Origin of the sequence: Serratia sp. JKS000199, assembly GCF_900215455.1 — a bacterium.
In the GTDB taxonomy this organism is placed as follows: domain Bacteria; phylum Pseudomonadota; class Gammaproteobacteria; order Enterobacterales; family Enterobacteriaceae; genus Serratia; species Serratia ureilytica.
Window position 1 is genome coordinate 1,768,202 of record NZ_LT907843.1, and the last position, 20,593, is coordinate 1,788,794.

Annotated in this window: 21 protein-coding genes; 16 read left to right on the top strand and 5 right to left on the bottom strand. The window is 57.1% G+C overall.

Annotated features, from left to right (window positions below; genetic code table 11):
* The first annotated feature begins 77 nt into the window (after positions 1-77).
* From CPH57_RS08580 to CPH57_RS08620, 9 genes are all read left to right on the top strand, one after another.
* Positions 78-302 (top strand): hypothetical protein, encoded by a 225-nt coding sequence (locus CPH57_RS08580; RefSeq protein WP_033643087.1) that lies wholly within the window; start codon positions 78-80, stop codon positions 300-302.
* A 300-nt stretch (positions 303-602) separates the two neighbouring features.
* Positions 603-2,207: an AMP-binding protein gene (locus tag CPH57_RS08585; RefSeq protein ID WP_096242255.1), complete on the top strand. Its 1,605-nt coding sequence runs from the start codon at positions 603-605 to the stop codon at positions 2,205-2,207.
* On the top strand, positions 2,204-2,932 hold the full coding sequence (locus tag CPH57_RS08590) for a thioesterase II family protein (protein ID WP_033643089.1): 729 nt from the start codon (positions 2,204-2,206) through the stop codon (positions 2,930-2,932). Before CPH57_RS08585 ends, CPH57_RS08590 begins: the two co-directional genes overlap by 4 nt.
* 42 nt (positions 2,933-2,974) lie before the next feature.
* Positions 2,975-4,003, top strand: a complete 1,029-nt coding sequence (locus CPH57_RS08595; protein ID WP_033643090.1) for a PLP-dependent cysteine synthase family protein — start codon at positions 2,975-2,977, stop codon at positions 4,001-4,003.
* Between the two features lie 22 nt (positions 4,004-4,025).
* Complete coding sequence (locus CPH57_RS08600) at positions 4,026-4,583, top strand: hypothetical protein (RefSeq protein WP_050440105.1); 558 nt, start codon at positions 4,026-4,028, stop codon at positions 4,581-4,583.
* Between the two features lie 40 nt (positions 4,584-4,623).
* Positions 4,624-5,799: an FAD-binding oxidoreductase gene (locus CPH57_RS08605; RefSeq protein WP_096242256.1), complete on the top strand. Its 1,176-nt coding sequence runs from the start codon at positions 4,624-4,626 to the stop codon at positions 5,797-5,799.
* 13 nt (positions 5,800-5,812) lie between these two features.
* Positions 5,813-8,692 (top strand): type I polyketide synthase, encoded by a 2,880-nt coding sequence (locus CPH57_RS08610; protein WP_089194765.1) that lies wholly within the window; start codon positions 5,813-5,815, stop codon positions 8,690-8,692.
* 16 nt (positions 8,693-8,708) lie between these two features.
* The gene (locus CPH57_RS08615) at positions 8,709-9,746 is read left to right on the top strand and encodes a Glu/Leu/Phe/Val dehydrogenase dimerization domain-containing protein (protein WP_033643093.1); all 1,038 of its coding nucleotides are present in this window, start codon (positions 8,709-8,711) and stop codon (positions 9,744-9,746) included.
* 61 nt (positions 9,747-9,807) lie between these two features.
* Entirely contained in the window at positions 9,808-10,905 is a 1,098-nt protein-coding gene (locus CPH57_RS08620; RefSeq protein ID WP_089194766.1) for a hypothetical protein, read from the top strand.
* Between the two features lie 53 nt (positions 10,906-10,958).
* Here CPH57_RS08620 and CPH57_RS08625 read toward each other — a convergent pair whose 3' ends face one another.
* The 3 genes from CPH57_RS08625 to CPH57_RS08635 all read right to left on the bottom strand — a co-directional run bounded on the left by CPH57_RS08625 (position 10,959) and on the right by CPH57_RS08635 (position 14,077).
* The gene (locus tag CPH57_RS08625; RefSeq protein WP_033643095.1) at positions 10,959-11,900 is read right to left on the bottom strand and encodes a sugar phosphate isomerase/epimerase; all 942 of its coding nucleotides are present in this window, start codon (positions 11,898-11,900) and stop codon (positions 10,959-10,961) included.
* Between the two features lie 10 nt (positions 11,901-11,910).
* Positions 11,911-13,086, bottom strand: coding sequence for a Gfo/Idh/MocA family protein (locus CPH57_RS08630; protein WP_089194767.1), 1,176 nt, complete (start codon positions 13,084-13,086; stop codon positions 11,911-11,913).
* 67 nt (positions 13,087-13,153) lie between these two features.
* Positions 13,154-14,077: a substrate-binding domain-containing protein gene (locus tag CPH57_RS08635; RefSeq protein ID WP_089197061.1), complete on the bottom strand. Its 924-nt coding sequence runs from the start codon at positions 14,075-14,077 to the stop codon at positions 13,154-13,156.
* Between the two features lie 316 nt (positions 14,078-14,393).
* On the opposite strand from CPH57_RS08635, the gene CPH57_RS08640 reads away from it, so the two are divergent.
* The 3 genes from CPH57_RS08640 (at position 14,394) to CPH57_RS24315 (ending at position 16,421) form a co-directional block, all read left to right on the top strand.
* A complete protein-coding gene (locus CPH57_RS08640; RefSeq protein ID WP_069100158.1) occupies positions 14,394-15,404 on the top strand; it encodes a LacI family DNA-binding transcriptional regulator in 1,011 nt (336 codons plus the stop codon).
* Between the two features lie 228 nt (positions 15,405-15,632).
* The gene (locus tag CPH57_RS08645) at positions 15,633-16,013 is read left to right on the top strand and encodes a DUF4440 domain-containing protein (RefSeq protein ID WP_096242257.1); all 381 of its coding nucleotides are present in this window, start codon (positions 15,633-15,635) and stop codon (positions 16,011-16,013) included.
* Between the two features lie 6 nt (positions 16,014-16,019).
* A complete protein-coding gene (locus CPH57_RS24315) occupies positions 16,020-16,421 on the top strand; it encodes a hypothetical protein (RefSeq protein ID WP_150130712.1) in 402 nt (133 codons plus the stop codon).
* Between the two features lie 226 nt (positions 16,422-16,647).
* Here CPH57_RS24315 and CPH57_RS08650 read toward each other — a convergent pair whose 3' ends face one another.
* On the bottom strand, positions 16,648-16,863 hold the full coding sequence (locus CPH57_RS08650) for a hypothetical protein (protein WP_033643101.1): 216 nt from the start codon (positions 16,861-16,863) through the stop codon (positions 16,648-16,650).
* Between the two features lie 24 nt (positions 16,864-16,887).
* On the opposite strand from CPH57_RS08650, the gene CPH57_RS08655 reads away from it, so the two are divergent.
* Positions 16,888-17,265: a VOC family protein gene (locus CPH57_RS08655; protein WP_033643102.1), complete on the top strand. Its 378-nt coding sequence runs from the start codon at positions 16,888-16,890 to the stop codon at positions 17,263-17,265.
* Between the two features lie 80 nt (positions 17,266-17,345).
* On the opposite strand, the gene CPH57_RS08660 is transcribed toward CPH57_RS08655, so the two are convergent.
* Positions 17,346-17,804: a YbaK/EbsC family protein gene (locus CPH57_RS08660; protein WP_033643103.1), complete on the bottom strand. Its 459-nt coding sequence runs from the start codon at positions 17,802-17,804 to the stop codon at positions 17,346-17,348.
* A 168-nt stretch (positions 17,805-17,972) separates the two neighbouring features.
* Here CPH57_RS08660 and CPH57_RS08665 point away from each other — a divergent pair, with 168 nt between their 5' ends.
* The 3 genes from CPH57_RS08665 (at position 17,973) to CPH57_RS08675 (ending at position 20,461) form a co-directional block, all read left to right on the top strand.
* Positions 17,973-18,398, top strand: a complete 426-nt coding sequence (locus CPH57_RS08665) for a DUF2231 domain-containing protein (RefSeq protein ID WP_033643104.1) — start codon at positions 17,973-17,975, stop codon at positions 18,396-18,398.
* A gap of 10 nt (positions 18,399-18,408) precedes the next feature.
* The gene (locus tag CPH57_RS08670) at positions 18,409-19,710 is read left to right on the top strand and encodes a sorbosone dehydrogenase family protein (RefSeq protein ID WP_089194769.1); all 1,302 of its coding nucleotides are present in this window, start codon (positions 18,409-18,411) and stop codon (positions 19,708-19,710) included.
* 337 nt (positions 19,711-20,047) lie between these two features.
* Positions 20,048-20,461, top strand: a complete 414-nt coding sequence (locus CPH57_RS08675; RefSeq protein WP_072055820.1) for a DUF2946 domain-containing protein — start codon at positions 20,048-20,050, stop codon at positions 20,459-20,461.
* Positions 20,462-20,593 lie beyond the last annotated feature (132 nt).

Here is a 20,593-nt window from a genome sequence, read left to right on the forward strand (position 1 = left end):
AAGCGTTAAAATACTCATTGACCGACTGACGGTCAATATGAATAATTATCAATACCATTTAACGATTGGATAACATTATGAAGACTTTGGATGATTTGTTGGCGCTGTTGGCTGAGGTGGGGGTACCTGAAGATGTGCTGCAAGAGGCGGATGGCAGCTGGCAGTTGCGTCAAGATTTAGCACTCAGTTCGGCGGAAACGGTGGCATTGCAAGCCCTGCTGAAAGCCCGCTGTGTTAACGCGCCATCGCTGTGGGGAGGGCGAGACTATTCATTAGAACAGCTTATTTCTGAAATGTCATAAGCAAGTATAAAAAAAGTATTATTTATAATGTGTTGTTTATAAAGGAGATTAAAACGACATGATAGGGGTGAAACATAAGATCTACAAATAATTAACGCCAAGGTAATTGACTGACGGTCGGTCATGGTGTTTGATGTCGACCAGAAAATGAAGTGTTTTTGAGTCCGTTTTGCTTTTCATTCTGAGCCAATACAGAAGTGATGGCGCCGCCTGACCGAGGTGCCGAAAGCTGTTTGTTTAACGAATTGTGATTGAGAAAGATAACAGTCAAACAGTGAGTTAACTCATTATGGAGTCGCTATGGTTAGTGTTGAGGATTCGATCAACCAACGTTTATTGCTGGCCCTTCAACAACATGGACAGCGCCCGGCGCTTTTTGAACACGGGGAGGTTTACACTTACGACTGGCTGAACGGTGCGGTGGCTTCAGCCGCTTTGAAGCTGTGTCAATTGGGCGTGGTGAAGGGCGATCGGATCGCCTATCAATTGCGCAACACCCGTGAAGCGGTTGTCATCATGCTCTCTTCGTTGATGCTCGGTGCGATCCCGGTGCCGATATTACCCTCTTATCGAGAAAAAGAGCTGAGGCACATTCTGCATCTGACGGCGCCAAAAGTATTTGCCCTGCAGCGAGGTTCCCGTCGCTATAACCCACTTGCCGCTTTGCAGACGCTGTTGGCCGAAGGTCTCAATATCGATGTGATATTGGTCGAAGACTACGATGACGCCGGGCACGACACTCGTTACCTAAACCTGCAACATTTCTGTTCGCGTTTGACGCCCGCGCCGCCACTTCACGCCGCCACCATGACGCCGTCGGATACCGCCGTCATGTTGCTCTCGAGCGGCACCACCGGTTTACCTAAAGCGATTGCCCGTAAAAATGGCGGCTACAGCTATATGATCGAGTGCGGCTGTGACGTGTTTGCTTTAGACAGCCATTCGGTCTATTTCGCCGCGATGCCGGTTTCGCATGGGTTTGTCATCAATTGCCCCGGTATACTCGGTACGCTTTCTCGCGGCGGCGCCGTTGCGCTCGCCGACGCCCCGTCGGCGGAAACGGCGTTGGACGTGATCGAGCAATGCGGCGTGACACACACCACGCTGGTGCCTGCGTTGCTGTCTCAATGGAGCGAACTGCAGCGGCAAACGCCGCGCGACCTGACGTCTTTGTGGCATGTTCAGGTGGGTGGCGCCAGGGTGACGCCTGAGCTAGCGGCCTCCGCCTCCCGCAACCTCGGCATTACCCTGCAGCAGTGCTATGGCATGAGTGAAGGGCTGCTGTGTTTTAACTCGATTGACGATGATGACACTCTGCGATTCAGCTCTCAGGGCCGGCCGTTGAGCCCGCATGATGAAGTGCTGATCGTCGACGAAAACGGCCGTCCTTTGCCCGTGGGCAAATCAGGCGAACTGATCACCCGCGGCCCTTATACGCTCACCGAGTATTACCAAAATCCCCAGGCGAATCGTAGCGCGTTTACGGCGGACGGTTTCTACCGTACCGGCGACCTGGCGCACGTCGATGCCGCGGGCAACATTTTCATCGACGGCCGCGTAAACGACTCGATCAACCGCGGGGGAGAGAAATTCAGTCCCAATGAGATAGAGGAGTTGGCTGAACAGCATCCTGCCGTGGTGCGAGCCGCCTGCGTTGGTATGCCGGACGATCTCTACGGTGAGGTGCCTTGTCTGTTTGTCACCAGCACAGATACCACTCTGACTCTCAGCGCATTGCGCCGCTTCTTTGAGAAAGAAGGGCTGGCGGCGTTCAAGGCGCCGGAGCGGCTGATTGTCATCGATACCATTCCGATGAAAGGGATCGGCAAGATAGATCGCGTGACGTTGCGCGACATGCTGCGCCAGGAACAGACGGTCAAAAATACGGCGGGGTTGAACTCATGACGCCATTGCGCACGTCTCTCGGTTGCGTGGTGAGGCTCAGCCGCCCATGCAGTTCACCGGTCAGCAAACAATTGGTCGTATTTCCACATGCCGGCGGCGGCGTTGCGTTCTACCAGCACTGGCGTGATCTGCTGCCGGACGAGGTGGATCTGTTCATCGTGCAGTACCCCGGCCGAGAAGACGCGCAAGACGCGCCGGCTTGGGAAACGGCGCAGCGAGCCATTACGCGCTGCGTTGATGCGCTGCATTCTTCGCTGGGCATCGCGCCGGTGGTGATTTTCGGTCATAGCATGGGCGCGCTGTTTGCCCTGCAGGTTGCCGCGGCGTTACAAGCGTCGCGTTTTAACATCGACGCCGTGTTGTCGGCCCAGCGCGCCCCCTCTGAACTGAAAATACTTCAACAGGAAAGCCTGCGGCAAGAGGTGTTGGGCGACATCCTGACATTCAGTGAAAGCAGCGGCGCACTGTCGCTGGATGAGATCACTCGCCCGCTTGTCACCCGCTTGATACAGCAAGATCTACAGCTGTTGGGCGCGCTCAGCGCAGAACCTTTGCCCGACATGCAGCCACGCATTTTGGGCGGTGATAACGATCCGTTGGTTAGCCGCGCCGCGCTGTCGCTGTGGGAAAAAGAACTCCCCGGCAGCCGGGTGCAATTCCTCGCGGGCGATCACTTTTATTTCGCGCAGGACACCGCTGCGTTTCTCCGCCAGCTGCTCCGGTAACGCTGGCTTATTTGTCAACGTATGGCTTTAAAGGAACCTCTGATGAATTTTGAGCTGTTTAACCCACAGGATTGCGCACCGGATACGGAGAAAGCCTTCGCTCTGTTCCCCCAGTTGAAAAAATTCTATGCGACGTTAGGCAATACTCCGCTGGTTGAAGTGCCGTCGCCAAAGGGAAAGGCGTCGATTTACGCCAAGTTTGAGTTTGAGAATCCGTTTGGCTCGGTGAAAGACCGCACCGCGTTCGGTCTGTTTTGCGATGCCATCAATCAACACGACTTCGCCGCCGGTGAATTGAAGTTGCTCGATTCCTCGGGGGGCAATATGGCGAAAGCCCTGGCCAAGCTTGGCAATATGTGCGGGATAGCGGTGCAAGTGGTGATCCCGGATTCGTCTCCGCAACCGCTTATCGACACGTTAAAAGCCGATAAAGCCATCGTTACTCTGGTCGATCGCAATCAGTTCCTGCTCGGCGTCATTGCACGCAGCCAGCAGATTGCGCATGAAGATGGCAGTTGGACGCTGCTTTCTCAGCATCTTAACCTGGTCAACACCGCCGTACATCAGCATGCGACGGGCGCAGAGATTCGCCGGCAGCTGGAGGGTGAGCGCATCGACGGTTGGGTATCGGCGGTAGGGACCGGCGGGACCTTGTCGGGGGTGGCCGCCGCGTTGCGTCAGGATAACCCACAGCTGATCGTGTGGGGCAGCACGCCGCGCGAACTGCCTTACGGTACGCTGTCTGCGCCGAACGGTGAACCTAAATTTGCCGGAGCCGGCGGGTTGGGCTTCGGTTTCCGTCAGCCTTTCATCAGTAAGTTGATGCCGCAGGAACCGCCTTTCAATCCGGTTTCCTATCGGGAAGCGCTCAGCGCGATGCACGAGTTCCATCAGTTGACCGGCGTTAAAATCGGCGCATCTTCCGCCGCCAACTGGAAAACGGCCTGTAAGCTGGCAGAAACGCTGAGTGCGGATCAACGGGTTGTCACACTCTTTGCCGACGCCGGTTCCGATATCGATCGAGAAAAAGGGCGCGAGTGGTTCAAACAATCTGAAGCCTTGACCGTTTAACAACGTCTAAAAGGAATATTTCATGGAAATTATACAGGGCAATAATAATGTATTGTCTGAGCTGATCGCGCTTGGCGATTATGTTCGCCAGTTAATAAGTTCAGGTAAAGAGGCCAACGATATTGAGCATATTTTGGCGACGAAAGACGGCTATAACAATGCCACCGTGCTTTCCGTTATCGAAATGGCAAATATTACCTTTAAAGCAAAAGCGGATAATGTCCCTAACGTTGGCGATGCCAATTCACATATCGATCGGTTGGTGGATAAGCAGGGGCATGATATCGGCACGATGAAGGGCCAGGGGTGGAAAATCGCCTCACTGCCGGACGACAGCGTGGTTTCCTGGTACCACGAGACGGCCGAGACGCCGCTGGGGCGAATCGAAACCGCCGGCATTTGGAATTCCAGTGCGATTTGGGCGGGGCAATGGCAATCGTTGTTCGCCGCCGGCGTTAGCGGGGATGTCATGGGGAAGATCGGCGTTCGTCAGCTCTATCAGGATATTCCGCGAGAAAAATATCTGACGCTGATCGTCCTGTTGCCGCTGGATCAGATTAAAAGCTTAATTAAAAAATAATTTTATCAAACACACACAATATCCATTACGAGGGATAGGTATGCACACGTCGGTACACTGGGATGTCATTATTATCGGCGCTGGCCCCATCGGGCTGGCCGCCGCATGGAATTATGCGCGAGAGCATCGCGACCATAAGGTTTTGGTCCTGGAACAACATGCGTTATTTACGCAACTGGCCGGCACCAGCGGGGAGGAGCGCCATTGGCGTTTGCAATATTCGGAGCTGGAAATATTCCGCCTTACCCTGGAGGCCGACAAATTGTGGCGGCAGTTGGAACAACAGGCGGACAGAAAACTGATCCACCGCATTGGCAGCCTATGGTTCGGCGATGCGGATGTCTGGACCAATGAGGGGCAAATCCGCCAAACCATGCTTTCAATGGATGAAATGAGGTTGCCTTATGAACGTCTGACGATGCGTGAAATCGAACGGCGCTATGGTTTCACCGGCTTGGACGGCAACTATGAAGGTTTCTTGCAGCAAGACGGCGGCGTGATCGACGTTAAAGGCACCCTGGCGTCGCTTTACTCGCTGGCCAGCGAAGCCGGCGTGGAGTTCCAGTTCCAGCAATGCGTGAAGGCCGTGGAGCCCGATGCTCGGGGCGCAACGGTGCTGACGACGCAAAACCGTTATCGCGCCCGTAAAGTCCTGGTTGCCAGTGGGCCGGGCAGCAAGAAACTGCTGCGCCAGTTGGATATTGAACTTGCGCTTTCTACCTATGAGATGGCCTGCATCAGCATGCTGCGCAGCCAGCGCCTGGGAGCCAACGATCCCTTCTGGTTTGCTTTCCAACCGCCGGTGGAGAGCGACAGCAACCTGTTTTATGGCTTCCCGCCCAACCCTTGGTCCGTCAATGGGTTTGATCGGCTGGGGACCGATTTCGAAGTGGATCCGATCACCGAAGCCAATGCGCCTGGCTATAGGGCAAACCCGCAGCACGTGGAGCGCGCGTTGGAGTTTGCCCGCCGGCATATGCCGTTCCTCGAACCGGATAAACAGCATTCCGCTGCAAGCTGTCTGGCCGTGTTGCCCACCGATCCGGCGCGCCAATTCTATCTCGACAGCGCCAAGGGCCGCTGCCACGGCGGCGAACATCTGGTGGTCTCGGCAGGAGGATGGGCGTTCAAATTTACGCCTCTGATGGGGCAAATTTGCGCCGATCTGCTGGCGGAACGAGAGCCCCGTTGGGACATCAGCGCATTGCGTTTCTGAGCGGAGAACCTTCATGCAGCAGGTGAACAGCAATGAACGGGATATCGCCCTGGTTGGCATGGCCTGCCGTTTCCCGGGCGCCGAGGACATCGAAAGCTGGTGGCATAATTTGATCAACGGTGTCGAATCCCTGGTTCGCGTCGATAACGATCGGGATGATGCCGTCGACAAGGGATATATTCCCGTCGCCGCGCCTGTGGCCGGCGACATATCTCGCTTTGATGCAGGATTCTTCGGTATTAGCGCGCGCGATGCGCTGCTGATGGATCCCCAGCAGCGGCTCTTTTTGGAATGCGCCTGGCACGCGCTGGAAAGCGCCGGTGTGACACCGGGGGAACTTGAGGATACCGGGCTGTTCGCCGGCTGTAGCAGCTCTGACTATTTACGTCAGGCGCAAGGATCCGAGCTACTCGATAAACTCAATCCTTCGCCGTTCGAGCGGCAAATAATGAGCGATAAAGATTACCTCACCAGCAGGGTGGCCTGGCATCTGGGCATCGGGGGGCCGGTGTGCAACGTGCAAGCCGCCTGCGCCACTTCGCTGGTGGCGGTATACGAAGCGGTCCACGCCTTGCGCAGCGGCCGTTGCAACCTGGCGTTAGCAGGCGCTTGTACCCTAAGGATCCCGCAAAACGACGGCTATTTTGCGCAGCAAGGCATGGTGTTTTCCACCGATGGGCACTGCCGGCCATTTTCCGCAGATGCCAGCGGTACGGTATTCGGCAGCGGCGTCGGTGTGGTGGTGTTGAAGCGCCTGAGTGATGCGCTGGCGGCCGGCGATAACGTCGTCGCGGTGATCAAAGGCGTGGCGATGAATAATGACGGCGCGCGCAAAGTCAGTTTTACCACCACCAGTTTGCATGGCCAGCAACGCCTGCTGCGCCAGGCGATGGACGATGCCCGGTTGACGCCTGAGGATTTTCGCGCCATCGAAGCCCACGGTACGGGCACTCTGGCCGGCGATCCCATCGAATTCGAGGCGCTGAACGGCGTTTTCCGAGAGCATACGACACGACGGGGGTTCTGCGCCATCGGCGCAGTCAAGGCTAACGTCGGGCACCTGGAAACCTGCGCCGGCATGGCGGGATTGATTAAGGCCGCCCTGCAAATTCAGCATGGCTGGCTCACGCCGCAGATCAACGTTGGCTCACCGAATCCGGAAATGGCATTGGCGGAGAGTCCGTTTGAGTTTATCTGTTCCGCTCAACGGTGGGATCGCGAGGATCCGCGCCAGGCCATCGGCGTCAGCGCATTCGGTATTGGCGGTACGAATGCGCATGTCGTACTGGCGAGGCCGCCTGTCATGCCGCCGGCGCGAACAGCGGCCTCATTGTCCTCCACCGTCGTACCGATCAGCGCACAGTCAGAACAGGCCTGGCATCGGCTGGTAAAACGCTATCTGCAGCGACCGCACGGCGAAAACGACGAACGCTTGGCCTGGAGCGCGCAAAGCGGAAGAAAGTCGCTGCGCTATCGCGGCACCTTGCAGATAGACGATCGGGGCGCGTTGAGCGTGAAAGAAAACATGATGGATACGGGGAAAGGGCGCTTGTCGATAGTTTTCCAATTCCCTGGCCAGGGAAGCCAGTTTATCGGTATGGCCAGCGATTTGATGGCGCAGGACGCGACCTTCAGAAAACTGATGAACGACAAACTGCAGATAGTGCAAACGCAAGCCGCACTGGATCTCTCGGCGTTATTTACCGGAGAGGCCGCGCCCGAGTCGATTAACGATACCGCGTTGACGCAGCCCGCGCTGATCGCCGTCGAAATCTCCATGGCCGAACTGCTGATGCATTACGGCGTCGAGCCGGATTGGGTCATTGGGCACAGCCTCGGCGAAATTGCGGCGGCCTGGGCCGCTGGGGTGTTCTCGGTGCAAGAGGCGCTGGTTTTCGCCGCTCATCGTGGGCGTCTGATGGCCGGGTTGCCGTCCGGGATGATGTTGGCGGTAGAGCTGAGCGTTCAACAGGTTCAGCCCTGGTTGAGTCATCAGCTATCGCTGGCGGCAGAAAACAGTGATGACGGCTGCGTGCTGTCCGGCACCGCTGAAGCCATTCGCGCTTGCGAACGCCAGATGCGAGACCGAGGCGTGCGATGCAAAGCCTTGAATGTTTCACATGCGTTTCATTCGACCCTGATGGATCCCATTCTTGACGAGCTGGCCGATATTGCGCCGCCGCCGGGTGAATCGGCGACGGGGGTACGTTACGTCTCCGCCTTGCTGGCGACCGAAGTCGAATGTTCGGCGCTTGACGGCCGCTATTGGGCGCGTCATGCCCGTGAACCGGTCAATTACCACCGCGCCTTGCAGCAGCTACCGCAGCGCGGCAAGACGTTGTTTATCGAAGTTGGGCCGGGTTCGACGCTCACGGCGTTGGTTGCACAGCTGAAATCCGCCGGTTCTGTGACCGCGGTGCGAACCTTGCCGCGTCGCGACGAAGCGCAGAATGAAGGCGCCGTATGGATCCAGGCGCTGCAAAAAATCTGGCGCGCCAGCGTCAACGTTAACTGGCGCCGCCTGTGGCAACTACCGCCTTCGCGCATCGCATTGCCGATGTATCCCTTCGATCCGGCGCACTGGTGGTTGGGCGAACGGGACAGGCAGGGGCCGCAAGCCGAGCGAACGCCGGCGGCAACAAGCCAGTCAGATCCCCAGATGGCGCGTATCTGGCGCGTTTGGGGGGATGTGACCGGCGTGAACCCCGATTCTAACCACTGTGACTTTTTTGACGCCGGCGGGCAGTCGCTGATGGCGCTGCGCCTGCTGGCGATGTTGGAGCAAGAGTTTGGCAAGGCAATAGGGATGGCCGATTTTCTTAAGCGGCCTACGCCGTGGGGCATTAAACAACAGTTGGACCAGGCTGGAGCATTCGAGCAAGATTCTCATTAAAACAGGATGGCAAATTATGTCAGTTAACAATGAATTGCTGAATACACATAACCAATACCAGATAGAAACGGTCGTAATCGATGACGAAACGTCATTCACCCTGGCTTACTCGTCGCAGATCAAGCTGCTACCGGCCAATGGCGGTATCCGTTGGCGAAACTATGCGTCCCGGCAGCAGCAGGAAGAGGAGGCGATCATGCTGGCGCAGCGCATGTCGCTGAAGCACGGGCTGTACAATACCGGCTTCAGCGGCGGCAAAATCGTGGTGAACAGCAAACGTTCTCCCCAAGAGCAACCGGCAGTGCTTGAAGCGATAGGCGCTCTGCTCAATCGCTATGGCGGCACCATGTTTACGGGATGCGATATCAATACCGGCAATCGAGAGATGGACTATCTGCGGCAGTTTACGCCGTGGATCCTGAATGCCATGGACAGCCCACAAGTCGATACATCGGTGGCAACCGGCTACGGCGTCTGGAGTTCGATGAAAAAAGTGTTGACGCTGAGGCTCAATCATTTGCCTCGCGCGCGCATTGCCATTCACGGTATGGGCAAGGTCGGCACTGAAGTGGCGAAACAAAGCCTGCTGTTCGGTTGTGAGGTGACGGCCTATGACATCAACCCCGCAGCGCAATTTCCTGCGGGGGTGCGCCGCGTGAGCGAAGAGGAACTTTGGGCGCAACCCAGCGAGGTGCTGTGCATCGCGTCGATGTCCAACGTATTGAATGCACAGAATATTGAACAGCTGAATACCCGCTGGGTGGTGAGCAGCGCCAACTCACCGTTTAATACGCCACAGGCTGAACAGCGGCTGTTGGCGCGCGGTATTCACTATCTGCCGGACTACGTCAGCAACGCCGGCGCAGTGATCTGCGACAGCATCGAAATGGCGTTTACCGACCGTTATAACCAAATGAACCAGGAGCAGGTCAACGCCTATGTTCACTCCGTGATTGGCGCCAAGACGGAGGAGTTGCTGCAGCGCGCTCAACTGCTCAATTGCGATATTGGACAATTGTTGCAACCGATCAAATCCGCCGCCATGGTGGCGTAAGAAATGGGCCGGGGAGCCTGCGCTTTCCCGGCCTCGGCATTTTTAACGGGCACATAACTCCATGATTATTGTAAAAGACGCTTTGCGTTGCAAAGTAGAGGCCGAATCGCAAGGGCGTCGCACCGTGCTTTACACCGCAAGTGGGCAGCCCAGCTATATGCATGTGATACCTCGTTTTACGCTGCAAGAGGTCACATCAGGGTTAGGTGAGGCGGTTCATCCTGCGTTTATCGTCAACGGTCAGCGAAAAGAGGCTTTCTTCTACGGCTGTTACCCCGGCACGCTGATCCATGGCGAACTGGTCAGTCAACCTGAGACGGCCCCGGCCAGCTGGCATGACCTGGCCGCATTTCGACAGGCGGCGGCTTGCAATGGACGCGGCTGGCACATTGGCACCAACGCCGAATGGGCCGCGTTGATGTTCTGGTGCCGTCATCATGGCTGGCCGGAGTTAGGCAATACCGAGAGTGGGCGATCGCATCGCGATCGACGCCAGTATGGCAAGCGATGTGACGGCGGTGTCGTGGGCGATGAGCAGGGCGATCCGACAACGTTTACCGCATCCGGTCCGGCTGCCTGGTATCATGACGGTACGCCGCACGGTATTGGCGATCTCTGCGGCAACCTTTGGGAATGGCAACACGGGCTGAAATTGGTCGCGGGGGAAATCCTGCTTTTACCGGACAATGACGCCGCGATGCCGATGACCGATAATGAAGACGAACGCTGGCGCGCGGTCGAGCTGGCAACAGGCGAGTGGCTACCTCCCGGCAGCCCGGGAACCGCAAAATTCGATGCTTCATCGCCGAGTCTTACCGGCAATGCCGGCACGCCGCGCATTTCGGACCGTATCCGGCATTTCAACGGCGATCCGCAAGACAATGGATATCCGCCTGGTTTGATGGATGATGAGTTCGGGCGTATTGGTGCGGCAAGTGGAGAGTCGGTGCCGGATATATTGAAAATCCTCGGCGTTGCACCGCATCACCGGTGTGCGGACGGCGATCAGGTTTATCTGCGCAACTACGGCGAACGCATGCTGATGCGAGGCGGCGCCTGGTATTCCGGTGCGGGTGCCGGGCTGAGAACGCTGTGCCTGAGCCATGGCGCTGGGCATGCCAGTGCGACGGTGGGCGCCCGGCCGGTATGGTGTTTGTAAGCGGTTGGCAATTCACTGGGTGGCGCAGCGGCCGTGGCCGCTGCGCAGGATATTTATTGGCTGAGGGTTTGCTGCAGCGCCTGAACGGAAGAGGCGATGCCGGCATCGACCGACATGGTCAAGTCTTCCATTTCCAGTGACACCCAGTCGTTGTAACCCATCATGCGCACCACCGAGAAGAATTCCTTCCACCACTGCAGATCCCGGCCGCAGCCGACGGCGACATAATTCCAGGCCCGGTCAGCTACCTCGTCTATCGGTTTGGTCTCCAGCAGCCCGTTAACCTCGACGACGCCGCGCTCAAGGCGTACGTCTTTGCCGTGCACATGGTGAATGGCGGGGCCAAGGGCGCGGGCCACCGCGATGGGATCTGCGCCCATCCAGATCAAGTGGCTGGGATCGAGGTTCAGACCCACCATCGGGCCAACGGCCTCTCGCAGCCGGAACAGCGTTTCCGGGTTCCACACCAGCATGGCGCTGAAGTTTTCCAGCGCAAAGCGCTCGACGCCGCACGCTTTGGCTCGGGCGACCAGCGCCTGCCAATAGGGGATCGCCACCTCATTCCATTGATAGTCCAGACAGTTTTTCACCGTAGGGGGCCAGCTGACGGTATAGGTGATCCAGTTGGGGATGGTGTCATGCGGGCTGGCCGGGGGCAGGCCGCTCATCATGACGATCTTCTTCACCCCCAGCAGGCCGGCCAGCTCCAGCGTATTGTCGGTTTGGCGCAGATGGCGCTGCCCCAGCTCGCCCGGATCGAGCGGATTGCCGGAGACATTGAGCGCGGCGATCTCCATGCCGCGGCTGGCCAGGGCCTGCTGCAGCTGCCGGCGTTTGGCCGGGTTGGCCAGCAGATCGTCGGTATCCAGATGGGGCGCCGGAGACCAGCCGCCGGTGGTCATTTCCACGCCGCGCACCCCCAGCTCCAGCAACCGATCCAGCATCGGCTCGAAGGGCAAATGGCCCAGGCTGTCGGTACAGAATGAAAGTTTCATGATGCTTTCCTTATCGGTAATTGACCCAGGTGGCGCCGTTGTCGGCGGAACGAACGCAGTTTTCAATCCAGCGCACGCCTTCTAACCCGGCATCGATATCCGGATAGATCAGCGTGGCCAGAGTTTGCCGATCGCCGCGCTGGCTGGCGCTGATGGCGATGGCGAACTTGAGGTAAATATTGGCCCAGGATTCGGCCAGCCCTTCGGTATGCAGCGCGCCGAGCCGTTCTTCGGCCAGCGCGCTGTCGTCCAGATAGGGCATGCCGTGGTGCAGCGTTTGGTTGGGCCGCCCCTGGATCTCATAGCGCAATTCGCCGGGCGTGGAATCGCTCCATTGCAGGCTGGCGCGTGAGCCCACCACGCGAATGCTTTGGCTGTCCATCGCGCCCGCGTTGATGGCGGAGGCCCACATGCGGCCGACGGCGCCGTTTTCGTAGTGGATCAGCACCATGGCATTGTCTTCCAGCGGGGCGCGGGAAGGGATAAAGCTCTGGCGATCGCACAGCAGGGAGGCAATTTTCATGTCGGGCATGACCAGCTGTGAGATGTAGAAGGTGTGGGTAGAAATATCGCCCAGAACAAAGGAGGGGCCGGCGATTTTCGGATCGACGCGCCACTTTTGCGCCTCGAACGTGTCCGCGCTTTCGTTGGCGTTGAAGCCATGGGTGTACTGCAATTCGACCATGCGTATTTCGCCGATGTCGCCGTTCGCGATCATGGCGCGCATCTGCATCAGCAGCGGATGCCCGGAGAAGCCGTAGGTTACGCCGACGATCAGGCCTTTCTCCGCCGCCAGCGCCTTGATTTCTCTCGCCTCCGCCGTAGTGAAGAACAGCGGTTTTTCGCAGATGACATGCAGGCCGGCATTCAGCGCGGCGCGCGTGATTTCATAGTGGGTGCCGTTAGGGGTGGCGATGGTCACCACCTCAACACCATCTTCGCGGTTGGCCTCTTGTTTCAGCAACTGCTGATAGTCGTCATAGCAGCGTTCAGCGGGCACGCCGAGATTGACGCCAAACTCACGCCCGCGCGCCGCGTCGATATCAAAAGCGCCGGCAACCAGCCGATAGGCGGTATTGTCGCGCAGTGCGCCGGAACGGTGCTTGTAGCCCACCTGACTGAGGCGGCCGCCGCCGATCATCGCCCAACGCAGCGGGCGAGGGATGCTTCTTTCACCATTTAACATGCTGACTCCTGATACTGTGGTTTTGCACTCGGGTGCAAAGTGGGTTGAAAAAGAGAGTGGCAACGGTTTATTTCTGGTTCATTTGCGCAAATTGCGGGTAGTTTTCTCGCGTCACGGTGGCATAAGGCACCCAGTTGTAAGACTCGGTTTTGGCGTGATCCAACATCGCTCGGGTCACTTGCACCGCGCCGATCGCCTGGGCTTTGGCATCCTGGAAAATGGTCACCGCCAGGTTGCCGTTTTTGATAAATTGCAGGCCGTCGGGCGTGCCATCGATACCGGCAACCAGTACGCCGTTCTTTTTGGCCTGCTTCAGCGCCATGATCGCGCCGATGGCCATCTCATCGTTGTTGGCGGCGATCGCATCGATCGGTACGCCGTTCAGCAACCAGCCGGAGACCACGTCGACCGCTTCATTGCGTTGCCATTTCGCAGTCTGTTTCTCTACCACTTTCAGCTCTTTGTGTTTGGCGATCACCGCCTCCACCGCGCGGGTGCGCTCGCGGGTTTCTTCGTTGGAGAGGGCGCCCATCAGGATCGCCACGTTGCCGCGGTAATTCATTTTTTTCGCCAGAGCCTCCATCTGCAGGCGACCGCTGAGCGCCGAATCGGAGCCGACGTAGGCCGTCGCGCCGCTCAGCGGCACTTCGGGTTTGCGGTTGACGAAGATAAGGGGGATAGCGGCGCGTTGGGCGGCCGCTATCATCGGCTGAACGCCTTGCGTATCGACCGGGTTGAGGATAATGGCGTCCACGCCCTGATTAATCAGATCGTCTACCTGCTGCACCTGCAGGGCGACATCGCCTTTGGCATCAACGAACTGGCCTTGCAGCTGCTGCGCAACCAGTTCCCGCGCCATTTGGCTGCGCAGGATAGAGACGAAGTTGAGATCGAAGTTGGCCAGCGCCACGCCGACCTGGTAGGTCTTGGCCTGGGCGGTCACGACAAACAGCGAGCAGGCTAACATCAACAACAGTCTGGTTTTTTTCATTACGGTATCCTGTTGAGAAGAGAGGTGTTATGTAAAAACAGTGTTTTGCAACCGGGTGCAAAGCAGGAGACAAAACGGCGATGAGTCTCTGAATGCCACCGTGAATGTCGGCCATGGATAAAATTTGGTCAACAGGGGAAAGGTGAAAACAGCGCGGACGATCACAAACTCTTTATGTTTTGCACCCGGTTGCATAACAAATTGCAATCGGGTGCAAAAACGGGACATAATCGCAGCAGGTATGCCGGCAGGCGCTTAGGGGATCTGAGCGAGCAGGGTATAGTGTGACTTCACCGAAGCAGGGATCGACGCAACCATGACGAAACACCACAAAGCCACCGCCAGCGACGTCGCCGAAAAGGCCGGCGTCTCTAAATGGACGGTATCGCGCGCCTTTACGCCCGGTGCGTCGATCTCAGACAGCGCGCGTGAAAGCGTACTGGCGGCGGCGGCCGAGCTGGGCTATCGACCCAATCTGCTGGCGCGCAGCCTGTCGCAAAAACGCACGCACATCATCGGCGTGGCCATCGACGAGATGAAGAACCCGCATTCGATGATGATGCTCGATATGGTCACCAAACAGCTGCAAACCCGCGGCTATATGGCGCTGCTGCTGAATATCACCGCCGGGGAAAACTACCGGGCGGTAATGGCGATGGCCGATCAGCTGCAGGTCGATGGCATTTTGTTCCTGGCGACGGTGTTAACCCAAGAGTGGGCGGCGATCGCGCAAGATCTGCATCAGATCCCGCTGGTGCAGGTGTGCCGCAATACGGAAAGCGAACACATTGATGTGGTCAATATCGACGGCTACCGCGCCGGCGAAGAGATCGCTGGGTTGCTGATAGAACAAGGGCATCGGCGCTTTGGCTACATGAAGGGGCCAGACACGCAAAGTAGCCATTTGCTGCGCATGGAAGGCTACCGCGATAGGCTGATAACCTCTGGCTTTCAGCTGGATCGGGTGCTCACGGCTGGCCACTACGATCGCCAACGCGGTTTCCAGCTGATGAGCGAATACCTGCAGGCAACGCCGGAAAGCGAGCGGGTTGAGGCGCTGTTCTGCGAGAACGACGTGTTGGCGCTGGGGGCGCTCGAAGCGCTCAGGCAAGTGGCACCGTCGTCTGCAATGGCCGTGGTAGGTTTCGACGATATCGACGAGGCCGGATCAGCCAACTGGGCGCTGACCAGCTACAGCCAACGCATCGACCGGCTGGTCGAAGAAGCCTTGAATCGCCTGCTCGATAATCGCACCACGGCAGACGGCGCCTGGCGGCATGGGGAATTGCGGGTTCGGCGGTCGCACCTGGGAGAGAAACAGGCGTGAGGTTTTTCCTTTTGGTGACGGCGTCACTTTGGAGGTTTAATGAGAACTCGTCGCGATAAAAAAACTCTATAGAAGAGAAAGTGTTACCTTCAGATGCCCCATAGCCAGCGGTGGCGAGTACCGCTGGGGGCGCCATGGCAAAGTCAGGTTTCACGAGTGTCATTCTGTTGTATATTGACTGCCGAAGTTTGCCAGATTTCACGTAGCGCGATCAAAAAGGAGGGCATTTTGACGCATTCTGCAAAGTTGTTTAGCCAAATCCAGACGCTTGAGGTTGAACTGCATCAGCCATCGGTGCGCCGCGATCCGCAGCGCGTCGCGGCATTGCTGCATGAAGACTTTGAAGAGATTGCTCGCTCAGGTCGGCGTTATGACAAACGCCAGACCGTTGCGGCGCTGGAAATGGAAACTGAGCATCCGCAGATTGTTGCCGAAGGTTTTACGCTGGCGAAAATCAGTGAAGGCGCCGTGTTGCTGACGTATAAGAGTTTTCAACGCAACGCGCAGGGCAACGCCATTCGTTGCACAGAACGGTCGTCGATTTGGATGCTGACGGAAAAGGCCGGTTGGCAGATGCGGTTTCATCAGGGCACACCGACCGAGGATTAAACTGAGGTGCTGAAACTGAACGGGCTGATGATGGGCTTAAACATAAAAAAGGTTAGCAGCCTGATAAGGCTTGAAGGTGAGGTGAGAAAGGACGGCCAGGCTAACGGCGGTGCGTATCCAATAATGCAATTTAACATAATATACATTATGCGCATCCATGTGGTTATACGTGGATTCTGGCGTCCTGGCTTGATCATGGGTTTTCTCCTGTGGCCAACCATTTCAACGCCCGTTGCTCATGCCGTTGAACGAATTCGTTTTTCAGCTGGTCTTAAGCCGTCGAGTTTTCGCTGCAGGCTTCATTGCCATTGCCGCTTATTGCTGAGCGACACCATGATGTTTGCGCAAAAATCTCTGAACACCCAATGCCTGTCGCCTGTTCACTTCCCAGTAAATGCATGCATGTGAGGCGTGCGCTTGCCGCTTCCCAGGATTTCGGCACTTGGCGTTCCAACGCCGCTTAACCTCCCAGCAAAATTATCAATCGTTGGTTTGGCCGCCAGCCAACTCTGCCGATGTGATGGACTGCCGTTAACACGCCAGCCAGTATCTCGCGAAGTTTCAGCTTTATCACGTTCCACCCACTGAGGATCATAGATAAATGCGTTCTGCCATTAATGATGACCGGGCATGCTTATAGCGATACATCTCTGGGGATATTGAGGCGAAATCCCCCCGCCTTTTTGATCGCGCTACGTGAAATCTGATAAAACATGGCTACTGCGATACTGCAGATTTCACCAAAACGCGCCATAAAAATGAACAACTTCTGCCTGCCAAATGCGTACTGGCGTTCGTCTTCACCGTTTCCGGTGGCCTTCATGGCGTTGGCTATACTGAATGGGAACATTCTTCCACACTCCAGGACATCCCCATGTTTGACCATGTGAAATTTGGCGTCAGCGACTTTGCTCTGAGCAAAGCGTTTTTCCTTAATGCGCTGGCGCCGCTGGGCGTAAAGATCGTTGCCGAAGGTGAACCCGATTATGGCGTTGAGCTGTGTCCCGATCGGGGTAACGTGTCATTATGCCTGTTTCAGACCGATGAAAAACCGGCGCATCTGCACCTGGCATTTACCGCAAGCAGCCGTGAACAGGTCGATGCGTTCTATCACGCCGCGTTAAGCGCCGGCGGCAAAGACAATGGCGCGCCCGGTTTACGCCCCAATTATCATGCCCACTACTATGCGGCGTTTGTCATTGGTCCGGATGGTCATAATATCGAGGCGGTTTGCCACAATGCGATAGCCTAGTTTTCCATTTAAAAACAAATAATTATACAGAGAAAAGACTCTGTATTTAACATAACGTATTGTGACGGCGTCACTATCAGTTACCCCGTCACGTCAATCCACTCCGCTCCCGTGATGCCGGCCAGCCGCTGTGGCGCAATTCTCACGCCGGAGTTATCGCTGCCGCCTGCCGGAAGCACTTCATCGAAAACGCGCAGGCTATGATCGCAGTAGATCCTCACCGCCTCCGGTGCGGCAAAGGGACAAACGCCGCCGGGCGGATAGCCGGTTAATGCTTCAACCTCTTCCGCCGGCAGCATACGCGCCTTCACGCCGAAGAATTGCTTGTACTTCTTGTTGTCGATTCTGGCAGTTCCCGCCATCACCAGCAGCACCACATCGCCGTTAACGCGAAACGAAAGCGTCTTGGCGATCTGCCCGCTCTCCACGCCAAAGGCTTCTGCCGCCAGCGCCACCGTTGCGGTGTTCTTTGCCAGCACCGTCACCGTCGTCTCCGGTGCGTGCTCGGCCAGAAAACGCTGAACGCGTTCTATGCTCATGCCCTGCCTCCTGATATTGCTAAGCCATTGATAATGCCGAAGTGATGGTTTCGGTTTTAACATCGCATGCTAAAAATGAGAATCAAAATTGTTCAAATCGCTGGATCTGAACAAAGCTTTAAGGGGCCAATGGCCTTTTTACCCATCATTTTTCATGGAGATGCCTGCATGACCACGCAAACGACAGCAAGGCCCTCAGCGGCCGCAGTGGCCGTCTATGAATGGCTCAACCCGATACCTTACGGATTTTTCACCGCGGCGCTGATTTTCGACATCATTTATGCCTGTACCGCTAATATTCAGTGGGTCAATGGCGCAAGTTGGCTAATTGCCATCGGCCTGATTTTTGCCATCATTCCCCGCCTGATTAACCTGGTACAGGTATGGTTCGGCAGCGCTCGGCTGCGGGGAGCGTCGGTCAAACTCCATTTCTGGCTGAATTTGCTGGCCATCGTTCTCGCCATTATCAACGCTTTCGTGCATAGCCGGGATGCGTATGCCGTGGTGCCCCAAGGCCTGGTGCTGTCTGCGATCGTGGTCGCGCTGCTCAGCCTGGCGAATATTCTGCTGGCCCTTGGTGCCCGCGCAAAATAAGGAGGTTTTCATGAAGCTCTCATCTCTGGCGCTCACCCTTTCCGCCGTTTTGGCCTTGGCCGGCTGCGATAACAGCGCCGTCATTTCGCCAGAGCAACAAATGGGCCCGGACCCGACGTTGCCGGCGGCGCAAGACTTTCTGATGCCGCCGATGCAGGTGCCTAAGGGCGTTGGCTGGCAACAAGATCAGACGCCGAAAGTGGCGGAAGGCTTGAAAATCGATAAGGTGGCAGACGATTTGCTTCATCCGCGTCAGTTGCTCACGCTGCCCAATGGCGACGTGTTGGTCGTGGAGGCCAACGGGCCGGGCACGGAAGCGGTGAGCACGCCCAAGCAGCTGATCGCCGGCCTGGTGAAAGGCCAGTCCGGTAAAGGCGGCAAAGGGGGCAATCGCATCACCCTGCTGCGCCCAACCGCCGGCGGCAACTGGGAAAAGCACGTCTTCCTCGAGGGGCTCGATTCCCCGTTCGGCGTCCAGCTGATTGGCAATACGCTGTACGTGGCCAATACCGGCAATATCATGCAGTACGCCTATCAGCCAGGCGAAACGCGCATCAGCGATCCGGGCAAAGAACTGGCCGATCTGCCGGACACCATCAACCATCACTGGACCAAGGCCCTGCTGGCCAGCCCTGACGGGAAAAAGCTGTATGTCGGCGTCGGTTCCAACAGCAACATCACCGAAAACGGTCTGGCCGTAGAGTACCGGCGCGCCGCCGTGCTGGAAGTGGACACCGCCTCCGGCGCCAGCCGCATCTTCGCCAGCGGCCTGCGCAACCCGACCGGGCTGCAGTGGGAGCCGCAAAGCGGCAAGCTGTGGGCGATTGTCAACGAGCGTGACGAAATCGGCGCCGATCTGGTGCCGGATTACCTGACCTCGGTGCAAGACGGCGGTTTCTACGGCTGGCCTTACAGCTATTTCGGCCAGCACGTCGATCGGCGGGTACAGCCGCCGCGGCCGGACCTGGTGGCGAAAGCCATCAAGCCGGATTACGCGCTCAGCTCGCACGTCGCGCCGCTGGGGCTGCTGTTCTACACCGCGAGCGCTCTGCCGGCCGACTATCACGGCGGCGCCTTTATCAGCGAACACGGCAGTTGGGATCGCTCGCCGCTGAACGGCTATCGGGTCAGCTATGTGGCGTTTGAGCAAGGCAAACCGGTCGGCAAGCTCAAGGCCGTGGTGACAGGTTTTGTCTCCGATAATGAGAAGGAACTCTATGGCGCCCCTGTGGGGTTGGCTATCGATAAGACCGGCGCTTTGCTGGTTGCGGATGACGTCGGCAACACTGTCTGGCGCGTCAGCGCGAAGTAAGGTTACGGGCGGGTTCCGGTGAACTCGCCCGTGACATTGTCACTCACTCCTCAGCGCCAGCCAGATCGTCATAAAGCGGAATAATCGTTCTCGCCAGTTTTTTCGTCATTAATATTATCCCCGTCACGTTATTGGCGCAAAAAAATAGCCGTCGGTCAGAATTAAAGCGCTCATTCGATAATATATTCATCAACAGATCGTTGATCAGAAATAAAAGGTTTTAACATTTCGACATAAACCAGTACAATTCCATCCCCTGTGTTAACCCTTTTTTAGGTTGATTGTGTCGTTAATTCAGCCCCCTGCATCACGTAACCGGGCCGCCGCCTGGTTAGGGATGTTCGCCATTCTGATGTTGTTCATTGCGCCGGTGGTCTCGCGATCCCTGGAGCATGCGCGCGCCGGAAGTGCTGAAACGACCGTCATGGCGGACTGCGGCATGGCGATGCCGAAGCCGAAGCCGATGCATCATGATATGCATTCGCCGCCGGCCGCGCCGGAAAAGGCCGCATCGCCGATGATGCAGCACGGCGGCGGCCACCACAACATGGCGATGATGATGGACGACAGCGCCTGCGGCTACTGCGTGCTGTTGCTGCACGCGCCGCTGCTGGACGTGAGCCACGCCCCGCTGTTCTGGTCTCAATCTCTGGCCTCGCGCCCGCCGCCGACTCATTATCTCGTTCCCCTGTTTGCCCACGTCGTTCATACCGAATTACAGCCGCGCGCGCCGCCCGTCTCTTTCCTCTGATTTAACAATACCCCATTGCCGTTTCTGTATTGCCGTTGATCGTTTCAACATGGCGGAATTAATACGCCCAATGGTTATGCATTGAGACGACATTATTAGCCCGGTTATTTCCACGTTGAGGGAATTAACCCC